The following is a 19278-nucleotide window of genomic DNA, read 5'->3' as shown; positions in this document are numbered from 1 at the left end:
AGACTGGTAACCGAGGATGGGGGGGCGAGGAATGCCCGGCATGCTAGGTTGTGCAAAGCCCCCACCGCAAGAGCATGCCCATGAGCCACCCCACCTGGCTGATCACTTTGCAGAACCTCAGCGGTCGCCTCGGCGCCCGCTATCGCGGCCCGCAGACGGCGCATTTCGACGGCGCCCGCTTCCATAACCTCGACCGCCAACCGCACAACGGCCTGCGCGCCTTCCTCAAATGGCAGCGCGAGCGCGGCCGCCAGCAGGAGTGGATCGCCCAGCCCGGCCCGGATAACCGTCCGGAGACGCCGGCCCGCGTCGAAGGCGACGAACTGCGCGTCACCTACATCAACCACGCCACCCTGCTGATCCAGCACCGCGGCCTGAACATCCTTACCGATCCCCTCTGGTGCGAGCGCACCAGCCCGTTCAGCTTCGCCGGGCCCAAGCGCGTACACCCGCCGGGCCTGGCGCTGGACGAGCTGCCGCCGATCAACCTGATCCTGGTCAGCCACAACCACTACGACCACCTGGATATCCACAGCCTGCGCGAACTGGCGCGGCGCTTCCCGTCGGCGAAGGTGGTGACCGGGCTGGGCAATGGCGAGCTGATCCGCGCCTGCGGCTTCACCGACATCGCCGAGCTGGACTGGTGGCAGAGCCTGCCGATGCCCGAAGGCATGCTGCTCACCGGAGTGCCGGCGCAACACTGGTCGGCGCGCTCGCGGCGCGACACCAACCGTACGCTGTGGATGGGCTTCGTGCTGGAGTCGCCGGACGGCCCGCTGCTGTTCCCCGGCGATACCGGGCTGGGCGAAGAATTCGGCCTGATGCACGAGCGCTTCGGCCCCATGCGTTTCGCCGCCCTGCCCATCGGCGCCTACGAGCCGCGCTGGTTCATGCGCCACCACCACATGAACCCGGATGACGCAGTGCAGGCGCACCAGCACCTCGACTCGCAGTGCAGCATGGCGATCCATTTCGGCACCTTCCGCCTGAGCGACGAAGGCCAGTTCACCCCGGTCAGCGACCTGGCGGCCGCCCTGCAGCAACGTGGTGTTGCGGCGGAGCGTTTCCGCGCTCCGAAGCCGGGGGAACAGTGGCTGGTGCCACCCATGCCGGATGCATCTCTGTAGGTGCGCGCCCTGCGCGCGATCGCGGGCAGGGCCCGCTTGTACATGAACTCATGCACGGGGCACCGCCCTCTCCCTGAAGGGAGAGGGGACCGTTTGGTGCAGGATGAAACCATGGCGTCAGCCGGCACAATCTACTCCCTCTCCCTTCAGGGAGAGGGCGGGGGAGAGGGAAAACCCAGGCACGGACTCTCAGAAGAAGACAGTTGCTCCTACAGGAGTTGGTATCAGTTCTCCCGTACCCGCTTGCTGCAGCAGTTGCGATAGCGCTTGCCGCTGTTGCACGGACATGGCTTGTCGCCGCGGCCGCCCAGCTCCAGCCAGCTTTCCAGGCGCTGGCGCATGGAGTCGCGGACTTCCCGGCGCTCGTCGTCCATCTGCGGTTTGCTCAGTTCACGGCTGAGCCAGAGGTAATCCTCCAGCAGTTCGTCACGCTCCAGCGCGTGAAGCTGTTCGGCGACCGGAACACCTTCGTAGCGACGTTTCGGATCAGGCAGGAAGGCGATGGCATCGCCGCCCGGCAGCACGTTCCACAAGCGGCCCTGGGCGTCGCGCCAGCAGGCGCTGAAACGGGCGCGCAAGGCAAGGCCCGGCCACTCTTCCAGGCACCAGCCATCCACCCGTGCCCCGCCCAGACCTTCCACTGCCTTGCCCACGGAGAACCAGGGTTCGCCGGTGATGCTGTCGGGCAGCGGCAGTGGCGCGGCGACTTCGGGCACGCCGTTGTCCACCAGTCGGCGGGCGAAACGGCGCAGCGGGTTGGTGAGGTGCGAGGGGGCGCGGAACGGCATGGGATCACCAGCGGAAATGGTCGGCGAAGGTCCGACCGGAGGGACGCGCCACGGTTCCCCGTGGCGCGAAAGGCGAGCATTCTAGGCGCGCCTCAGGCGGCGTCAACGCGGCGCGATCAATAGTCCCGCGTGGAGATCGGCTTCGCCTCGCCGCTCAGCTCGCGCAGCAGGTCATCGAGCAGTGCAGACGCACCGAAACGCAGATGTTCCGGCTTGATCCAGCCCGCGCCGAAGCGCTCCTCCGCCAGCTTCTGGTAAACCTGCGCATCAGCCAGCGTGCGCAGCCCACCGGAGACCTTCAGCCCGACCTTGCCGCCCTCCTCCTCGATGGTTTCGAGCATCACCCGCACGGCTTCGGGCGTGGCGTTCACCGTCGCCTTGCCGGTGCTGGTCTTGAGGAAGTCGGCGCCGCCGGCAATGGCTTCGCGGCAGGCCTTGCGGATCAGCTCCGGGTCGGCCAGCTCGCCGGTTTCCAGGATCACCTTGAGCCGGTGGTACGGCCCGCACAGCGTCTTGCAGGTGCGGATCAGTTCGACCGCGCCAGTGTCCTGGCCGGCCTTGAGCTTGCGCCAGGGGTAGACCAGGTCGATCTCGTCGGCGCCCTCGGCAAGAGTCTTGCGCACCTCCTCCACCACATCGGCCAGGGGCGCGTCACCGCCGGGAAAATTGCATACGCTGGCGACCCGTACATCGCGCCCACCCAGCGTATTGAGCGTGCGTCGGGCAACGTGCGCCAGCTTCGGCCACACGCACACCGCCGCCACTTCGCCGTAGGGCGTCAGCGCGCGGCGGCAGAGGTCCACGGTGCTTTGCAGGTCATCGCCGGCATTCAGCGAAGTCAGGTCCAGCAGGGCGAGCACACGGCCCGCCGGGGTCTTGCGAGGATCGGTCATCGGCAACACTCTCCATCGGCTTTCTTCAGGCAGCCGGGGCAACCACCATCGCCCCGGCAGGCGCTCCGCGCCCTGTCGCAGATCAGCGGAACGGCGGCTCGTCGAAGCTGCGCAGCTTGCGCGAGTGCAGCGAGTTGAGCTGGGTGCGCAGCAGGTCCACGGCGGCAACACCGATGGACAGGTGCTGGCTCACCGCGCGCTGGTAGAAAGCCGTGGCGGCGCCTGGCAGCTTGATCTCGCTGTGCAGCGGCTTGTCCGACACGCACAGCAGCGTGCCGTAAGGCACCCGCAGGCGGTAACCCTGAGCGGCGATAGTGCCGCTTTCCATATCCACCGCGATGGCCCGCGCCAGGTTGATCAGCGGGCGCTCCTGGGCCCAGTGCAGCTCCCAGTTGCGGTCGTCGTAGGTGAGCACGGTGCCGGTACGCAGGCGACGCTTGAGCTGGTCGCCGCGCTCGCCAGTCACCAGCGCGGCAGCTTCCTGCAACGCCAACTGCACCTCGGCCAATGCCGGGATCGGGATGTGCGGCGGCAACACGCGGTCGAGGATGCCATCGCGGCGCATGTAGGCGTGGGCCAGCACGTAGTCGCCGATGGTCTGCGACTGCCGCAGGCCGCCACAGTGGCCGACCATCAGCCAGCAGTGCGGACGCAGCACGGCGAGGTGGTCGGTGATGTTCTTCGCGTTGGACGGGCCGACGCCGATGTTCACCAAGGTCACGCCGTCGCCGTCCTCAGCGATCAGGTGATAGGCGGGCATCTGGAAGCGGTGCCACTCGACGCTGGCGACGATGGCATTGGCCTCGCCCTCATCCGTGCCACGCTCGATGATCACGTTGCCCGGCAACACCATGCGCACGAAGCGCGGGTCGTCGCGCAGGCGCTCCAGGCCCAGGTGGATGAACTGGTCGACGTAGCGGTGGTAGTTGGTCAGCAGGATCCACGGCTGCACGTGGCGCCAGTCGCTGCCGGTGTAATGCACCATGCGGCGCAGGGAAAAGTCGGTGCGTGCGGCGTCGAACAGCGCCAGCGGCATCGGATCGGCGTTCTCCCATTCGTACAGGCCGTCCGCCACACCGTCAGAAGTGGCCGACAGATCGGTGCTGGGGAACACCCGCGCCAGCTCGGCGGCGGTCACGCCCGAGCCACCCAGTTCATCACCGCCTTCCACCACGTAGGGATACGGAATGTTCTGCGCGCTGACGCCGACTTCCACGCGCACGGTGAAGTCTTCCATCAGCGGGCGGAGCTGCTCCAGCAGGTATTTGCGGAAAGCCTTGGGCTGGGTGATGGTCACGGCGTAGGTGCCGGGCACCTGGACCTTGGCGTAGGCGCGGGTGGTCGAGGGCACTTCGCCCTGGCACAGGTAGGTCACCCGCAGCAGCGGGTAGCGGAATTGTTCGCGCTGCTGCGCGTCGGGGACTTCGCGGTCCTTCAGGTACCGCTTGAGCGCCTGGTTCAGGGCGCCGGTGGCGCGCTCATGGAGCACGGCCAGTCGATCGACGGCCTCTTCGGCCGTCTGCGCGACGAAGAACTCGTCGCCAGTCGTAAGACTCATGGTGGGCATCCTGTCTGAACGATCAGCTCCATCTTGCCTGCTTCCGTCACAGAAAGGGATGACAGATTCCGAACCGGCAGGACGAGCGGAAGGGTTGAGGAAAGCCTATGACAGAATCCGCGACCGCGAGTGCGGATGACAGCCGGAATGAAGCGACTGCATTCCATTTTCGTATATTGCTTGTCGGGCCGTCCCTGGCTGCTGGAAGTGCCTTGTCCACCCGCTTGAGCAGGATGGCATCCCGGATCGCGCGCTCAGGCGTGCTGCTCGATGTACTCACTCAACGCCCGGCGCGTCAGGTCGTTCAGCGTGATGTTCTGCTGAATGGCGGCGATGCTCGCCGCCATGTGCAGTTCATGGCCTACGCGGACGTTGAAGGAGCCCTTGCAGGGAATTTCCGGCTCGACGTCCCTGGCAGCACAATCAGACAGGTAATCATCGACCGCGGCCCTGAACGAGCCGGCCAGCTCCGCGACGGTTTCGCCTTCGTAATTGACCAGCGCGCGGATGAACAGCAGCTTGCCGAACAGGCAGTTGTCTTCCGGGCTGGCCTCGATGGACCCGTAGTAGCCCCGGTGCTGCAGCAGATTGTTCATCGGATCAGTCCTCCGCTTTTCAGGTGCTCGATCACCTGGCGCTTGGCATAGGCCTTCAATTCGTTGCCGGGATGAGGTTTGTGCAGGTTGATCATCGCGCGAGGGTCGCCGTTGTCGAACTTGACCCGGCTTCCATCGCCTTCGAGCTTGCGATAACCCAGCCCGCACAGCAGTACAACCAACTCCTGCCAGGTGAACACAGCCTGCCTGTTCAGCAGTTTGGCCAGCAGCTTCTCATGCTGAGACATTCCCCTCTCCCAACTGCAACTAATTTTAGTTGCAGCTATAGACCAAGGCAATCTCAACACTGAGCTGCCTGCACCGAAATGAAGACCTGCAAGGCTCATCCCGGCACCGGCGAAGAACACTCCTCCTGCAACCTATTGTTCGACCAGCGGTGGTTCAAACCGAAAACCTCTACTGAAATTTCCTCACACCAGATGCGGCGTCGCCCGCGCCACCAGCGCTTCCACGTCCACCCCGCGCGGCAGGGTGCCGTAGACGCGGCCGCCGTCGTCCAGGCGGCTGGTGATGAAGGCGTCGGAGACCACCGAGTTGCCCGCTTCCAGCAGCAGCTTGGCCTGCAGGGCGATGGCGACGTTTTCGGTGAGCTGGCGGGCGCGATACTGGATGTCCTGGGTGTCGGCGAAGGAAGCCTTGAGGTTGCCGATGAACGAGGCCAGGCGCGCGTCCCCATGCCCATCGCCGAGTTCGGTGAACAAAGCGTCGAGCACGCCGGGCTCCTTCGACAGCGCACGCAGCACGTCCAGGCACTGCACGTTGCCCGAGCCTTCCCAGGTGGAGTTGACCGGCGCTTCGCGGTACAGGCGCGGGAGGATGGTGTCCTCGACGTAGCCGGCGCCGCCCAGGCATTCGGCGGCCTCGTTGATCATCGCGGGGGCGCGCTTGCAGATCCAGTACTTGCCCACGGCGGTCACCAGCCGGGCGAACTTGTCTTCCTGTTCGTCGTGCAGATTGTCCAGCGCGTGGCCCATGCGCATGGTCAGGGCCAGTGCGGCTTCGCTTTCCAGGGCGAGGTCGGCCAGCACGTTCTGCATCAGCGGCTGTTCGGCCAGCACGCGGCCGCCGACCTGGCGGTAGGCGCAGTGGTGCGCGGCCTGGGTCAGCGCCTGTCGCATCAGCGAGCTGGAGCCGACCATGCAGTCGAAGCGGGTCATGGCGACCATCTCGATGATGGTGGGTACGCCACGGCCTTCCTCGCCGACCATCCAGGCCAGCGCGCCGCGGTATTCCACTTCGCTGGAGGCGTTGGACCAGTTGCCCAGCTTGTTCTTCAGGCGCTGGATGTAGAACTCGTTGCGGCTGCCATCCGGGCGGTGGCGCGGCAGCAGGAAGCAGGTCAGACCCTTGTCGGTATAGGCCAGGGTGAGGAAGGCGTCGCACATGGGCGCCGAGCAGAACCACTTGTGGCCGACCAGCTCGTAAGCCTGGCCCGGCCCGGGGATGCCCACCGGGTAGGCGCGGGTGGTGTTGGCGCGTACGTCGGTACCGCCCTGCTTCTCGGTCATGGCCATGCCGATGGTGGCGCCGGTTTTCTGCTCGATGGGCAGGTTGCGTGGGTCGTATTCGGTGGAGAGGATCTTCGGCAACCACTTCTCGGCGAGGTCCGGCTGCAAACGCAGGGCAGGCACGCTGGCGAAGGTCATGGTCAGCGGGCAGCCAGTGCCGGCCTCGGCCTGGCTGTGCAGATAGCTCAGGCCCGCACGGGCGACGTGGGCGCCAGCGCGAGGGTCGGTCCAGGGCATGGAGGGCAGGCCGGCCTCGATGGCCGCGCGCATCAGCTCGTGGTAGGCCGGGTGGAACTCCACCAGGTCGACGCGGTGGCCGAAGCGGTCGTGGGACTTGAACACCGGTTTGTTCTCGTTGGCGAGGAAGCCCGCCGCCATCAGCGGCCCGCCGGCCAGCGCGCCATAGGCATCGAGTTTCTGCTCGGCCCAGCCGCCGCCGTAGCGGCGCACCCATTCCTGCAGCGGCACGTCGACGCGATAGAGGTTGGCGCCGTCCAGCGGCGGCACCTGGTTGGTCACTTCGTGGGTTTCGGCGTACGGGTGCGGGATCATGGCTGGTCCTCCATAACGGGCTTGGGCTTGGCTGGCTTGGGCAAGGCAGATGTGGACGCGCCGACGGCGCGCAGGCAGAAGCTGGCGAGGGCGTCGCTGACGTCCTCCAGGGAAACGTTGGACTGGCCGGCATCCCGCGCGGCGCGGGCGGGCGGCGAAAGCGGGCCGATCAGGGCTTCGGCGATGGCGCCGACCAGGCAGGCGGCGGTCAGCTGCACCGGCTGGGGCTGGAACTCACCGGCGGCGATGCCCTGCTCCAGCAGGGTGACGAACAGTGCGGCGTAGGCTTCGCGGTAGATCAGGCGCTGCTCGTCCACTTCCGGGTCGACCGGCTCGGCGATCAGCGCGAAGGCCAGCTGGCGGCTGCCCCAGGCGCGCGCGGCGAACTGCTGCAGGCCAAGGTTCAGGCGTTCGCAAGCGCTGCCGGGAGCTTTCAGCAGCGCACCGAGGGTATCGACTTCGCGCTGGCTGGCACGGGCGAAGACCTCGGCGGCCAGCTCGCCCTTGCCGCTGAAGTGCCGGTAGAGACTGCCGGTGGCGATGCCGGCGGCGTCCGCCAGGCTCTGCATGGTCAGGGCGGCGAAACCACCGTCGGCCACCCGCGCCAGCGCCAGCTCGAGAATGCGCTCGCGCAGTTCGCCGTCCTTTTGCAGCCGTGCTGGGGAGTGTCGGTAGGCCATGATCTGAATCCGGATTCACTGCATGAAATTCAGTGAATCACGGTTCAGACCTTTGCTGAAAGGGACATTCCCGCCACGGGCGGAGCGATTCTGGCCAAACCGCCCCCGCCCGTTAGGACGGTTACCAGAGCGGCATCTGATAGCTGACGATCACCCGCGTTTCGTCGATATCGTTGCCGAAGTCGCTGCGGAAGGCGCCGTTGCGCACCTTGAAGCCGAGGTTCTTCAGCGGGCCGTTCTGCACCACGTAGCCGATATCGGTGTCGCGCTCCCACTCCTTGCCGCGCCCCTGGCCGTTCAGCAGGTCGATGTGGTCGCCCTGCAGGTAGCGGGTCATGAAGGTCAGGCCGGGCAGGCCGAGGCCGGCGAAGTCGTAGTCGTAGCGCGCCTGCCAGGAGCGTTCGTCCTTGTTGGCGAAGTCGCCGATCTGCACGAAGTTGGTCAGGTACGGGTCGGTGCCGCTGAGGTAGGCGAACCCGGTGTCGCCGGACATGCGCTGGTAGCCGACGCCGAAGCCGCTGCCGCCGATGCGGTAGGTGAACAGCGCGTTGAGCGCGCGGTTGTCGACGTTGCTGCCGCCATCGTCGGTGGAACGGGCCCAGCGGATATCCGACTTGAGCGACTGGCCCTCGGTGATCGGCAGGGTGTGCACCACGCTCAGGTAGTGCTGGCGGTAGAAGTTTTCCAGACCGCCGTAGTGGTAGCTGGTGCTGAGGTTGTCGGTCCAGCGGTAGGTGCCACCGGCGAGGTTGAAGCGGTCGCTGCTGGTGTGGCTGCCAAGCACGATGTTGCGCTTGTTGCCACGGGTCATCGACAGGTCTTCGTCGTTGGTCGAGTCGCGCTGCTTCACCTGGCGCAGTTGGCCGAGCTGGGCGCTGAGGCCGTCGATCTCGTTGACCTCGGCGAGCCCACCCTGGAAGGTCTGCGGGGCCAGGCGGGTGTCGTTGTACTGCACCACCGGCAGCTTGGGCAGCAGGGTGCCGACCTTCAAAGTGCTCTTCGATGCGCGCAGCTTGGCCGTCACGCCGAGGGAGCTGTAGTCGTCGGTGGCGCGCTTGTCGCTGGCCGAGTACGGCAGCAGGCCGGAGCCGGTGCGATCAGGGCTGGAGTCCAGCTTGATCCCCAGCAAGCCAAGGGCATCGACGCCCACGCCCACCGTGCCCTCGGTGTAACCCGACTCGAAGCGCAGCAGGAAACCCTGCGCCCACTCCTCGGATTTCGACTGCTCCGCATTGCTCTGGCGATAGTCGCGATTGAAGTAGAAATTGCGCAGTTCCAGATTCGCCTTGCTGTCCGCGATGAAGTCCGCGTGGGCGAACAGGGGCAGGCAGGCGAAGCTCGAAACGAGCGCCCGTACGGGAAGATTTTTCATTGTTGTTGTCTCTTCGTCAGGTGAGGTGAAGGCGGCGCCGCTCTGCCTGAGAGTCTGTGCCCGGGCCTGCCCTCTCCCCCGCCCTCTCCCTGAAGGGAGAGGGAGCTGACCGTGCCGGCTGATGCAGTGGCGTCACCCTGCACCGGACGGTCCCCTCTCCCTTCAGGGAGAGGGTTAGGGAGAGGGAGAACCCCGCTACAGTCCCCCAGACGTTCGCGGTTGCTCCCACGCCGCCGCATTAAGAATCACTGGGTGAGCAACCCCTCCAGTCGCTGGCGGATCAACTGGCGCGCCTGCTCGACGATGTCGCGCAGCAGTTCCTCGCAGCTGGGTTCGTCATCGATCAGGCCCTGGACCATGCCCGCCGACCAGATTCCCAGGTCGGTGTCGCCCTGCTCGTAGACGGTGCGCCCGCGCAGGCCGCTGACCAGCGTGGCGATGTCGGCGTAGGTGGCGTTGCCGCGCGCCTCGATGGCCAGTACTTCCTGGCTGATGGCGTTGCGGGCGACCCGCGCACTGTTGCGCAACGAACGCATGATCACGTCCGTGGAGCGCTCGTCCGCCGCGCGGATGGCCGCCTTGACCTGCGGGTGGATCGGACACTCGCGGGTGCTGAGGAAGCGCGTGCCCATGTTGATCGCATCGGCCCCCAGCGCCAGCGCCGCCACCAGCCCGCGACCGTCGGCGAAGCCACCGGAAGCGATGATCGGCACGCGCAGCCGGTTGGCCGCCGCAGGCAGCAGGACCAGGCCGGGAATGTCGTCCTCGCCTGGGTGGCCAGCGCACTCGAAGCCGTCGATGGACACCGCGTCCACGCCCAGTTGCTCGGCCTTGAGCGCATGGCGCACGGCGGTGCATTTGTGGATCACCTTGATCCCGTGCTGGCGGAACTCGGCAATGTGCTCGCCGGGATTGTTGCCGGCGGTTTCGACCACGCCGATGCCGCCCTCGATGATCGCCGCGCGGTACTCCGCGTAGGGGATCGGCTTCTGCGTCGGCAGCAGCGTGAGGTTGACGCCGAAGGGCTTGTCGGTGAGTTCGCGGCAACGCGCGATCTCGTCGGCCAGCGCCTGCGGGGTCGGCTGGGTCAGCGCCGAGAGCGTTGCCAGCCCGCCGGCATTGGCCACCGCCGCCGCCATCTCGGCGCGCCCCACCCACTGCATGCCGCCCTGCATGATCGGGTGTTCGACGCCGAAGGTTTCGGTGAATCGGGTCTTGAACATGCGCCTGTCCTCCGGCGGTTCAGATCGGGTCCCAGGAGAACACGTCCGGGCTGCGCGCCAGGTCCATGAAGCTGCCGCGCAGTGCGGGCATGCCGTGCTCGGCGATGCTCTGCGGGGTCCAGCCGTTGTCGCTGTGCACACTGCGCAGCGGGCGGCTCTGGCTCATCAGGAAGATCTCGTGGTTGCGCGCGGCGAACACCTGGCCGTTGACCGCACTGGCGGCGTCGGAAGCGAGGTAGACGGCCAGCGGCGCGTTCTTGTCCGGGGTCATGCGCTGCAGGTTTTCCACCCGCGCCTTCTGCTCCGGCGTCTCGGCCGGAATGGAGTCGGTCATGCGGCTCCAGGCGAAGGGTGCGATGCAGTTGGAACGCACGTTGTAGCGCTGCATGTCGAGGGCGATGGACTTGCTCAGGGCGACGATGCCCAGCTTGGCCGCCGAGTAGTTGGCCTGGCCGAAGTTGCCGATCAGCCCCGAGGTGCTGGTCATGTGCACGAAGGCGCCGCTGTTCTGCGCGCGGAAGTGCTCGGCGGCGGCACGGCTGACGAAGAAGCTGCCGTTGAGGTGCACGTTGATGACCGACAGCCAGTCCTCGGCGCTCATCTTGTGGAAGATGGTGTCGCGCAGGATGCCGGCGTTGTTCACCACGATGTCCACGCGGCCGAAGGCGTCGATGGCGCTGGAGACGATGCGCCGGGCGCTGTCCCAGTCCGACACGCTGTCGGTGTTGATGGCGCCGTCGCCGCCGCGCTGGCGGATCAACCCGAGGGTTTCCTCAGCCGGGGAAGCCGAGCCGCCCTCGCCCTGCAGGGACACGCCGATGTCGTTGATCAGCACCCGCGCACCGCTGTCGGCCAGGGCCAGGGCGATCTCGCGGCCGATGCCGCCACCGGCGCCGGTGACGATCGCTACCTTGCCTTCGTTGAGTCGTTGGGTCATCGCTAATTCCTTACTGTTCGGTTCGTTCAATCGGAGAATTCGTTGCGCGCGGGATCAGCTCGGCAGGCCGAGCACGGCCTTGGCCAGGATGTTGCGCTGGATCTCGTTGGTGCCGCCGTAGATGGTGGTCGGCCGCGACTGGATGAAGATGCCCGCCGGGTGCAGCTCGGCATCGTCGGTGAAGGGGTTGAGCAGCGCCGAATCCGCGCCGGCGATCTCCAGTCCCAGCTCGCTGATGCGCTGGTACAGCTCGGACTGGTGGATCTTCAGCAGGGAAACGTCCGGGCCCAGCTCCTCGCCGCGCCGCAGGCGTTCGGCGAAGCGCTCGTAGAGCGCCTTGTGGCAGTCCAGGTCCATGCTCAGCGCGGCGAAACGCTGGGCGAACACCGGGTCGTCCCACAGGCCCTGATGGCGAGCCAGGCGCACCAGGCGTTCGAGGGCGAAGGTGGCCTGCTTGGGCGAGCCCAGGAAGATGCGCTCGAAGCCGAGCAGTGCCTTGGCCATGCCCCAGCCGTGGTTGACCGCGCCGACGAGGTTTTCTTCCGGCACGCGCACGTCGTTGAAGAACACCTCGCAGAACTCGCCCTGCAGTTCCAGGTTGAGGATCGGCCGCACCTCGACGCCGGGGCTGTCCATCGGCACCAGCAGGAAGCTGATGCCCTGCTGCGCCTTGACGCTACGCTCGGTGCGCGCCAGCACGAAGATCCAGTTGGCCTCGGTGCCCATGGTGGTCCAGGTTTTCTGGCCATTGATAACCCACTCGCCGTCACGCAGCACCGCCTCGGTGCGCAGGCTGGCGAGATCGGAGCCGGCGTTGGGCTCGCTGTAGCCCTGGCACCAGATGTCTTCACCGCTCAGGATGCGCGGCAGGAAACGCTCGCGCTGGGCGTCGGTGCCGTAGCGGATCAGCAGCGGGCCGAGCATGGTGATGCCGCTGTCGGGCAGGCGTGCGCAGCCGTAGTTTTCCATCTCCTCGATCATGATCAGCTGCTTGCCGGCGGCGAGGCCCATGCCACCGAACTGCACCGGCCAGCCGGGGCACAGCCAACCCTGTTTCGACAGTGCCTGGTACCACTCCCAGGTGTCATCGCGGCCCAGGCGGTGGGCCGGGTTGCGGATGCGCTGCGGGTAGTTGGCGGCGACCCAGTCGCGCACCAGCCGGCGGAACTCGCCATCTTCGAGGGCGTTGTAATCGGTCATGTCACGGCTCTCTTGATTACTGGCCCCGGAAATTCGGGGAACGTTTATCGAGGAAGGCCGCCTTGCCTTCGGCATGGTCGGCGCTGAGGAACAGCTGGCTCTGGAAATCGCCTTCGCGCTCGAGCAGCAGCTCCAGGCCGTCGGCCAGCAGGGCCTTGGTCAGGGCCAGTGGCAAAGGCGCCTGCTGCTCGACCTTGGCGGCCAGCGCAAGGGCGGCGTCCAGCGCGGCACCCGGTGCGCAGAGCTGGTCCACCAGTCCGATGCGCTGCGCTTCCTCGGCTTCGATGACCTGGCCGAACATCAGCACCTGCCGCGCGCGGCCGACACCAATGCGCGCCGGCAAGGTGTGCAGCTGGCCGAGATCGGCGATCAGCCCGACCTTGCCGAAGCCGGCGGCGAAGCGCGCCGTACCGCCGCACACCAGGCTGTCGCAGGCCAGCGCCACCGACAGCCCGGCGCCCACCGCCCAGCCTTCGATGGCGGCGATGATCGGCTTGCCCATGCGCAGCATCTGGCGGATCAGGTCAGCGTTCTTCTGCATGCGCACCCGGCCGGCGTTGAGGTCGGTGACATGCATGTCGCTGAGGTCGCCGCCAGCGCTGAAGACTTCCGCCGAACCGGTGAGGACCACGCTGCGCACGGCGGGATCGGCGTCCGCTTCGCGCAGCGCTTCGAGCAACTCGGCGCGCAGTGCGGGGGACAGCGCATTGCGCCGCGTTGGGTTGTTGAAGCGCAGAAGGCGCACCGTACCGAGTGTTTCCTGCAGCAGCATCTCGCTCATCACGCCACCTCCGCCTGCAGCAGGGCGATGTAGCGCGCCCGGTGGAAGGCCAGCGAACCCTGGCTGTTGAGCAACACCATGGCGCGGCGCAGGAACAGGCCGATGTCGGCCTCGTCGGTGTAGCCGATGCCGCCGTGCAGCTGGATCGCCTGGCGGGTCACCAGCATGGCCGCCTCGGCGGCGCGCACCTTGGCGGTGGACACCAGGCGCTGCACCTGCGCGACCGGCGCGCCGTCGTCCAGCGCGGTGGCCGCTTCGCCGACGATGGCGCGGGCCAGTTCGATCTGCAGTTTCAGGTCGACCATGCGGTGCTGCAGCGACTGGAAGCTGCCGATCTCGCGGCCGAACTGGCGGCGCACGCCGAGGTAGTCGCGGGTCTGTTCGAAGGCCGCATCCATCAGGCCGACCAGGTAGGCGGCGCAGGCCAGTGCCGACTCGTCGAGGGCAGCAGGCGCGGCGTCGACGAGTTGCGCGGGCGTGCCATCGAAGCGCAGGCGCGCCAGGTGGCCGCCGTCCTGGGTCGGTTCCTGGTGAACGCTCAGCCCTTCGGCATTGCGCTGCACCAGCACGAGACCGGTGTTGCAGGCCACCAGCCACGCATCAGCGGCAGCGCCCAGAGCCACATGGGCGATCTCACCGCGCAGTTGCCCATCGCGCAGCACCGGCAATGCAGCGCCGGCTTCATAGCGGATGCCCGCGGGCAGGATCAGCCGCTCGCCGGCCAGCAGCGCGTCGCGCTCGGCGGCGGGCAGCAAGGGAGCGACCAGGCTCGCCTCGATCAGCGGTTCGGGCAGCAGGCCGCGTCCGAGTTCTTCCAGCAACGCGGTGTACTCGCCCATGCCCAGTCCACTGCCGCCCAGCTCTTCGGCTAGGCGCAGGCCCGGCCAGCCCATGGCGCAGACTTCCGCCCAGGCGTCGCGGTCGAGGCCCTGCGCCTGAAAGCGCAAACGGCGCACCCGGCCCAGGTCGCCGCCGCGCGGCACCAGGGAAGCGGCGCTGTCACGGATCATCCGCAGGCGCTCTTCGCGCTCCTCGGCCATTGCGGTGTTGTCGGTCATTTCGTCATTCCCGTGTCGGTTGAACAGTGCCAGCCGCAGCGGGCCGGTACTTGAAACTGCCGGTGGCGCTGGCGACCAGCTCGCCGGCCCCGTCGAAGATTTCCGCCGCGCAGAAGCACAGCGTGCGGGTCCGCCGCAGCACCCGGCCGACGGCGTTGATCTCGCCGCTGGTGCTGCCCATGAAGTGGGTGGCCATGTCGATGGTGACCATCGAGCAACCCGGCATCTGCGCGCGAATGGCCCCGGCCATGGCGGCATCGAGCACGCTCATCAGCACGCCGCCGTGAAAGCTGCCGATGTAGTTCATCAGCTCCGGGCGGTGGCGCAGGCGCACCCGCACCACGTCGCCATCAATCCAGCGCTCCAGGCCAAGGAACTCCTGGAAGGTGAAGCGGCCGCTGGGGAACATCTCCAGTCCACTCTCAGCAGGTGCAGCGGCGCAGGTCGAGGTGAGATCGGTCATCGAACGCTTTCCTCCGTGGCAGGCTGACCCACCGGGCGGGCCACGCCCTGTGCCGCCGGGCGTGCGGGCGCTGCAGGTGCGGCACCGGGCTGCGGGCTGCGCGCTTCGCGGTTCGGGTCATACAGGCGGTTGGGGATCATCAGCGCGGGGATCAGCCCGGTGATGACGTAGGTGATGCCCATGACCAGGAAGCCCGCGCCGATGGACACGTGGGAGGCCAGCAGGCCGATGGCCGCCGGGGCCACCGCCGCGCCGATGCGGCCGAGGTTGTAGGAAGTGCCCACGGCGGCGCCGCGTACCTGGGTGGAGAAGCTCTCGGTCATGTAGGTGGCCAGCACGCCCACCGGTACGCCGTAGATGAAGCCGAACAGCGCGAGGATCCAGACGATGTTGTCCGGCGTGTGCCAGAACACGATCACCGGCATGAAGATGGCGGTGCCGATGGCGCCGGCGGCAAAGGTGGCGCGGCGGCCGAAGCGGTCCGAGGCGATCCCGGCGAGCACCTTGCCGAGGATCATCGCGGTGTAGGTGCCGACCATGTAGCCGGTCATGGACTTGAAGTTCATGCCCAGCTCGCTTTCCAGGTACGAGGGCATCCAGTTGTTGGTGCCGTAGTAGCCGAACAGCAGGAAGCACGAGGTGATGCTCCAGAGCACGAACATGCGGCGGGTGGACGGATCGACCAGCAATTGGCGCATGCCGCCGCTGGGCGCGCTCTGCTGGCGACTACTGGCCTGCTGCGCGCGTTGCGCACGAGCCGCCAGCCAGGACGGCGACTCCGGCACCCAGGGTCGCAACGCCAGGCAGATCAGCGCCGCGCCGATGGCAGTGAAGAACAGCGCGCGCCAGCCGTAGTCCGGGATGATCTGCCCGGCGAGGATGGTCGCCACCAGGTAGCCCACGGTCCAGCCGGCCTGCATGGTCGCCAGGATGGTGGTGCGGTACTTGGCGGTGACGAACTCGGACATCAGGATGTTGCAGGCCACGAACAGCGAGCCCAGGCCCAGCGAGGAAACGAAGCGGATCAGTGCGAAGGCCCAGTAGTTGTGCGCCAGGCCCAGCAGCGCGGTACCGACGGAGAACACCAGGATGGTCCAGGTCACCACGCGCACCCGGCCGAAGCGGTCGCACGCCCAGCCGCCGTAGATGCCGCCGATGGCCATGCCGGCCAGGGTGATGCTGCCCAGCGAGCCGGCCTCGAAGTTGGACAGGCCGAACTCGGCCTTGAGGCTGTTCAGGCTGTAGGCGAGGAACATCAGGTCAGCGCCATCGGCGAGCAGACCCAGGAAGCAGAAGAAGAAGGCGATCACCAGGGTCCGCCGCGGTATCGCGGCGCTCTGGGCCAAGCTGTCGGGTGCGTTCATTGTTGTTGTTCTCGCAGGTTGGTTGAGGTCGTCGTCGCGCTAGGCCCGCCCGGCTGGTTCTCCACGCTCCGGGGTCAGGCTCACGCGGCCGTTGTCCAGCACCACCACGTCGCGCTCGACGACGCGGGTGCGGAAGGAGCCGTCATTCCAGATTTCCGTACGCAGGGTTTCGCCCGGGAATACCGGTGCCGAGAAGCGCACCTGCAGGTGGGCGAAGCGCTCCGCGCGGTAATCGGCGAAGCCGCGCAGCAGCGCATGGAAGGCCACGCCGAGGGTGCACAGGCCGTGCAGAATCGGTCGCGGGAAACCACCGCGAGCGGCCGCTGCCGGGCTGGCGTGGATCGGGTTGTCGTCGCCGTTGAGGCGATAGTGCAGCGCCTGTTCCGGGCGGGTCGGCAAGTCGATGACCAGGTCTGGCGCCTGCTCGGGCAGACGGTGCGGCTGACTGAGCGACTGACTGTCGCCGCCGAAGCCGCCGTCACCGCGCAGGAAGGTGGTGCCACGGGCAATCGCCAGCACCTCGCCGCTCTGCGCGTCACTGACGACTTTCTCGCTATAGAGCAGCGCGCCCTTGCCAGCACCTTTGTCCACCAGGCCGGTGACGCGGGTGCGGCCGATCACTTCGCCTTCCACCGGCAGCGGTTTCAGCCACTCGATACTCTGCTCGCCATGGACCAGGCGCAGGGCATCGACGCCGGTATCCGGATTGCCCAGCCAGAAGCCGGGGTGACCGAGAACCACGGCCATGCAGGGCAGCGCCTGGAGGTCGCGGTTGGCGTCGACGAAGGTCAGTTGGTGCTCGTCCATCGGGTCGGCGCCGAGGCCCACCGACAGCGCGTAAAAGGCGCTGTCGTGGCGGCTGAAACGCTGCCGCACTTCGGGGATCGGGTAGTTCAGCAGGTGCTCAGGATTCAGCGCCATGGGCCACCTCCTCCACTTCCAGCACCGCATCGGCAGCCCACGCGCCCTGCCCCTCGGGCATGGCGAAGACCGGGTTGAGGTCGACCGAACGCAGGCGCGGACCGGCCTCGGCAGCGAACTGCGAGAGCTGCGCGAGCACCCGCGACAGCGCCCTGATGTCGGTCACCGGACGACCACGCGCCCCCAGCAGCAGCGGTGCGCCCTTGATACTGCGGATCATCTGCTCAGCCTCGTCGACGCCGAACGGGCAGCGGCGGAACACCACGTCCTTGAGCACTTCGACGAAGATGCCGCCGAGGCCGAACACGGCCACCGGCCCGAACTGCGGGTCGCGCTGGATACCCATGAAGCACTCCACGCCGCCCTGCAGCTGGCGGGCCACCAGCACGCCGTCGAGGCGGGCGCTCGGCGCGTGTTCGGCTGCTCGCTGGAGCAACAGGTCGTAGCCTTCGCGCACGGCCTGGGAGCTGCTGACGTTGAGTAGCACGCCGCCGATTTCCGACTTGTGCAGGATGTCTGCCGAGGCGATTTTCAGCACCACCGGGAAGCCGATCTGTTCGGCGAAGGCGGCGGCTTCGGCTGCGTTTTTCAGCACGCGCTCGGGCGCCGATTCGATGCCGGCGCGCGCGAGCAATTGTTTGGCTTCGGCCTCACCGGGCGTGCTGGCGGGTAGCTCGACACCACCGGGCGCGGGAATCCTGCGCAGCGGGCGGGCGAAGGCCTCCCCCAGCTGGCCCATGGCCTGGATGGCGCGCACCGCGCGGGTCGGATCCTCGAACAGGGCAAAGCCGGCCTTCTGGTACGGCGCCAGCTCCTCGCCCTCGCCCATCACCGAGACCACGAACAGGCGGTCCGGATGATCGACCTTGATCCGCGCGAACTGCTCGGCCAGGCGCGGGCCGATGGAGGCAGCCGTGCCGGCCTGGGTGAAGAAGGCGATCAGCGAGCGGTAACCGCCGTCCACCACCATGGATTCAGTGAAATCGTGCACCAGGCTCAGGTCGTTCAACGCCTGGGCGGTGCAGTCCACCGGGTTGAGCGGCGAGGCGTAGTGCAGGCGCTGCTTCAAGCGTGCCTGGGCCGTTTCGGGCATCGGCGGCATAGGCAGGCCGAAGTCCTCGGCGGCGTCGCTGACGATGATGCCGGCGCCACCGCTGACGGTGATCATTCCCAGGCTGTTGTTCACCGGGTAGATGCGCTGGGTGGCGAGGTAGGCGATGTCCACCAGCTCCTCGGTGGTGCGCGCGCGGACCACCGCGTAATCAGCCAGCACCGCGTCGAGCACCTTGTCGTCGCCGGCCAGGGAAGCGGTGTGCGACATGGCCGCGCGGCCGCCCAGCTCGCTGCGCCCGACCTTGTGCAGGATCACCGGCTTGCCGGCGCGATGGGCCGCTTCGAGGGCGGCAAGGAAGCTGTCGACGTTGCGGATCGATTCGGCGTAGGCCATGACCACGTCGATCTCCGGCGACTCCACCAGCCAGCCGATGGCGTCGCCCAGGGTGACGTCGGCTTCGTTGCCGGTGGCGACGCAGATTGGCGTGCCCAGCCCGCGCTGCCGCGACAGGCCGAGCAGGTGCGCGCCGTAGGCGCCGGACTGAGTGGCGATGCCGACCCGCCCGGCCAGCGGAATGCCGCGTTCCAGGCTGGTGGAGAAGAAGGCGTAGTAGCCCAGGTTGGCGTTGAACACGCCCAGCGCGTTCGGCCCCAGCAGACGCATGTTCGCCGCGCGGGCGGCTTCGACGATGGCGTCCTGCATGGCCACGCCTTCCTCGCCGACCTCGCTGAAGCCGGAGGAGAACACGATGGCGCTGCGCGCGCCCTTGCGGCCCAGCGCCTGGACGGTCTCCAGCACCTGCGGCGCCGGCACCGCGATGATCGCCACGTCCGGCGCCTCGGGCAGCGCATCGACGCTGGCGTAGGCCGGAAGGCCCTGGATCTCCGTGCGGTTGGGGTTCACCGGCAGGATGCGCCCGGAAAAGCCGTTGCGCAGCATGTAGGCAATGGGGCGGCCGCCGATGCGGTGCGGGTCGCTGGAAGCGCCGACCACGGCGACCGAGCGCGGCTGCACCAGAGGGGTGAGACTGGAGAAACCGGTGTGTTGCAAGTGACTCACTGACATGACGTTCCACCTGAACAAGTAGCGGGTGCCGGGCGTTTGCGTGCCGGCGCGAGGGCGAGCGCATCCACGGCAGGCTGCGGGCAGCAGCCACCGGGAGAGTCGGCCCTGGGTTTCAGA

Annotated in this window: 18 protein-coding genes; 1 reads left to right on the top strand and 17 read right to left on the bottom strand. The window is 67.5% G+C overall.

The window, feature by feature from the left end; all coding sequences use genetic code 11:
* Positions 1–74: 74 nt before the first annotated feature.
* Entirely contained in the window at positions 75–1127 is a 1053-nt protein-coding gene (locus tag IB275_RS03880) for an MBL fold metallo-hydrolase (protein ID WP_192290669.1), read from the top strand.
* A 224-nt stretch (positions 1128–1351) separates the two neighbouring features.
* On the opposite strand, the gene IB275_RS03875 is transcribed toward IB275_RS03880, so the two are convergent.
* The 17 genes from IB275_RS03875 to IB275_RS03795 all read right to left on the bottom strand — a co-directional run bounded on the left by IB275_RS03875 (position 1352) and on the right by IB275_RS03795 (position 19161).
* On the bottom strand, positions 1352–1915 hold the full coding sequence (locus tag IB275_RS03875; protein ID WP_192290432.1) for a hypothetical protein: 564 nt from the start codon (positions 1913–1915) through the stop codon (positions 1352–1354).
* Between the two features lie 116 nt (positions 1916–2031).
* Positions 2032–2808, bottom strand: a complete 777-nt coding sequence (gene deoC, locus IB275_RS03870) for a deoxyribose-phosphate aldolase (protein ID WP_192290434.1) — start codon at positions 2806–2808, stop codon at positions 2032–2034.
* Between the two features lie 82 nt (positions 2809–2890).
* Positions 2891–4366 (bottom strand): AMP nucleosidase, encoded by a 1476-nt coding sequence (gene amn, locus IB275_RS03865; RefSeq protein WP_138212040.1) that lies wholly within the window; start codon positions 4364–4366, stop codon positions 2891–2893.
* Between the two features lie 254 nt (positions 4367–4620).
* Positions 4621–4962 (bottom strand): type II toxin-antitoxin system HicB family antitoxin, encoded by a 342-nt coding sequence (locus IB275_RS03860; protein WP_192290436.1) that lies wholly within the window; start codon positions 4960–4962, stop codon positions 4621–4623.
* Positions 4959–5210, bottom strand: a complete 252-nt coding sequence (locus tag IB275_RS03855) for a type II toxin-antitoxin system HicA family toxin (protein WP_192290438.1) — start codon at positions 5208–5210, stop codon at positions 4959–4961. Before IB275_RS03855 ends, IB275_RS03860 begins: the two co-directional genes overlap by 4 nt.
* 183 nt (positions 5211–5393) lie before the next feature.
* Positions 5394–7043 carry an acyl-CoA dehydrogenase family protein gene (locus tag IB275_RS03850; protein WP_192290440.1) on the bottom strand — a complete coding sequence of 550 codons (1650 nt, stop codon included), beginning with the start codon at positions 7041–7043 and terminating at the stop codon, positions 5394–5396.
* Complete coding sequence (locus IB275_RS03845; RefSeq protein ID WP_192290442.1) at positions 7040–7723, bottom strand: TetR/AcrR family transcriptional regulator; 684 nt, start codon at positions 7721–7723, stop codon at positions 7040–7042. The genes IB275_RS03850 and IB275_RS03845 overlap by 4 nt, the downstream gene beginning before the upstream one ends.
* Before the next feature lie 121 nt (positions 7724–7844).
* Entirely contained in the window at positions 7845–9095 is a 1251-nt protein-coding gene (locus tag IB275_RS03840) for an OprD family porin (RefSeq protein ID WP_192290444.1), read from the bottom strand.
* 245 nt (positions 9096–9340) lie between these two features.
* Positions 9341–10318 (bottom strand): NADH:ubiquinone reductase, encoded by a 978-nt coding sequence (locus IB275_RS03835; RefSeq protein ID WP_192290446.1) that lies wholly within the window; start codon positions 10316–10318, stop codon positions 9341–9343.
* A 19-nt stretch (positions 10319–10337) separates the two neighbouring features.
* The gene (locus tag IB275_RS03830; protein ID WP_015475457.1) at positions 10338–11255 is read right to left on the bottom strand and encodes an SDR family NAD(P)-dependent oxidoreductase; all 918 of its coding nucleotides are present in this window, start codon (positions 11253–11255) and stop codon (positions 10338–10340) included.
* Positions 11256–11309: 54 nt separating this feature from the next.
* Complete coding sequence (locus IB275_RS03825) at positions 11310–12455, bottom strand: acyl-CoA dehydrogenase family protein (RefSeq protein ID WP_192290447.1); 1146 nt, start codon at positions 12453–12455, stop codon at positions 11310–11312.
* A 16-nt stretch (positions 12456–12471) separates the two neighbouring features.
* Complete coding sequence (locus IB275_RS03820; RefSeq protein ID WP_192290671.1) at positions 12472–13227, bottom strand: enoyl-CoA hydratase/isomerase family protein; 756 nt, start codon at positions 13225–13227, stop codon at positions 12472–12474.
* 8 nt (positions 13228–13235) lie between these two features.
* On the bottom strand, positions 13236–14294 hold the full coding sequence (locus IB275_RS03815; RefSeq protein WP_192290449.1) for an acyl-CoA dehydrogenase family protein: 1059 nt from the start codon (positions 14292–14294) through the stop codon (positions 13236–13238).
* Between the two features lie 4 nt (positions 14295–14298).
* Positions 14299–14703, bottom strand: a complete 405-nt coding sequence (locus IB275_RS03810) for a PaaI family thioesterase (RefSeq protein ID WP_192290673.1) — start codon at positions 14701–14703, stop codon at positions 14299–14301.
* Between the two features lie 50 nt (positions 14704–14753).
* Positions 14754–16121, bottom strand: a complete 1368-nt coding sequence (locus tag IB275_RS03805) for an MFS transporter (protein WP_192290451.1) — start codon at positions 16119–16121, stop codon at positions 14754–14756.
* Positions 16122–16160: 39 nt separating this feature from the next.
* Positions 16161–17042, bottom strand: coding sequence for a MaoC/PaaZ C-terminal domain-containing protein (locus tag IB275_RS03800; protein ID WP_192290453.1), 882 nt, complete (start codon positions 17040–17042; stop codon positions 16161–16163).
* Positions 17026–19161 carry an acetate--CoA ligase family protein gene (locus tag IB275_RS03795; protein WP_192290455.1) on the bottom strand — a complete coding sequence of 712 codons (2136 nt, stop codon included), beginning with the start codon at positions 19159–19161 and terminating at the stop codon, positions 17026–17028. The genes IB275_RS03800 and IB275_RS03795 overlap by 17 nt, the downstream gene beginning before the upstream one ends.
* Positions 19162–19278 lie beyond the last annotated feature (117 nt).

Source organism: Pseudomonas sp. PDM21 (assembly GCF_014852505.2).
GTDB lineage: Bacteria > Pseudomonadota > Gammaproteobacteria > Pseudomonadales > Pseudomonadaceae > Pseudomonas.
This window is presented reverse-complemented; position numbering and strand designations above follow the sequence as displayed.